At 45.1% G+C, this 665-nt stretch carries 1 protein-coding gene and 1 pseudogene; both read right to left on the minus strand.

Annotated elements, in window-relative coordinates:
* The coding region (locus ACYQ3Q_RS28395; RefSeq protein ID WP_459931737.1) for a CoA-binding protein at positions 1-435 on the minus strand (435 nt) is incomplete at its 3' end.
* 5 nt (positions 436-440) lie between these two features.
* Positions 441-665, minus strand: a pseudogene (locus tag ACYQ3Q_RS28400) (ADP-forming succinate--CoA ligase subunit beta); the annotation flags it as partial.

Here is a 665-nt window from a genome sequence, read left to right on the forward strand (position 1 = left end):
GGGGATGAAAATACTGTTAGGCATAATTCCGATCTTAGATTTGCTCGGTGAAATCAGACCAAAGGTGTTTGGTCCAACGATTTGCACTTGTTTGCTCTCTGCAAAGGCCATAATTTCCATGGCATCATGTAAAGGCACATGTTCAGTAATAATCACCAGAGTTTTGATTCCACCGTCGATGGCTTCGAAAGCACAATCTTTGACTTGTTTTGCCGGTACAAAAATAACGGAAGCCTCGGCTTTTTCAGCCAACATGGCTTCTTCCACAGTGTCATAAATAGGCACACCGTGTACGAATTGTCCGCCCTTGCCCGGGGAAATTCCTCCGATTACCGTGCTACCGCTGGCCAGCATTTGAGACGTATGAAACTGCCCCTGTTTTCCTGTAATGCCTTGGACTAAAATCTTGGTTGTTTCATTAATAATAATTGCCATGCTTCCTACGCTCCCTTCGCTTTAACAAAGGCGACAACTTTGGCCACTGCTTCGTCAATTTTCCGATAAGTCTCAATGCCCTGTTCACGTAGAAGAGCTATTCCGGCTTCTTCGTTGGTGCCGACCAGTCGAATTACCAGCGGAACTTGAATATCCATGGTTTCTTTGACTTGAATAATCGCCTTCGCTACCTCATCGCAACGGGTAATTCCTCCGAAAATATTGATCAG

It is taken from the genome of Desulfosporosinus burensis, from assembly GCF_054657535.1.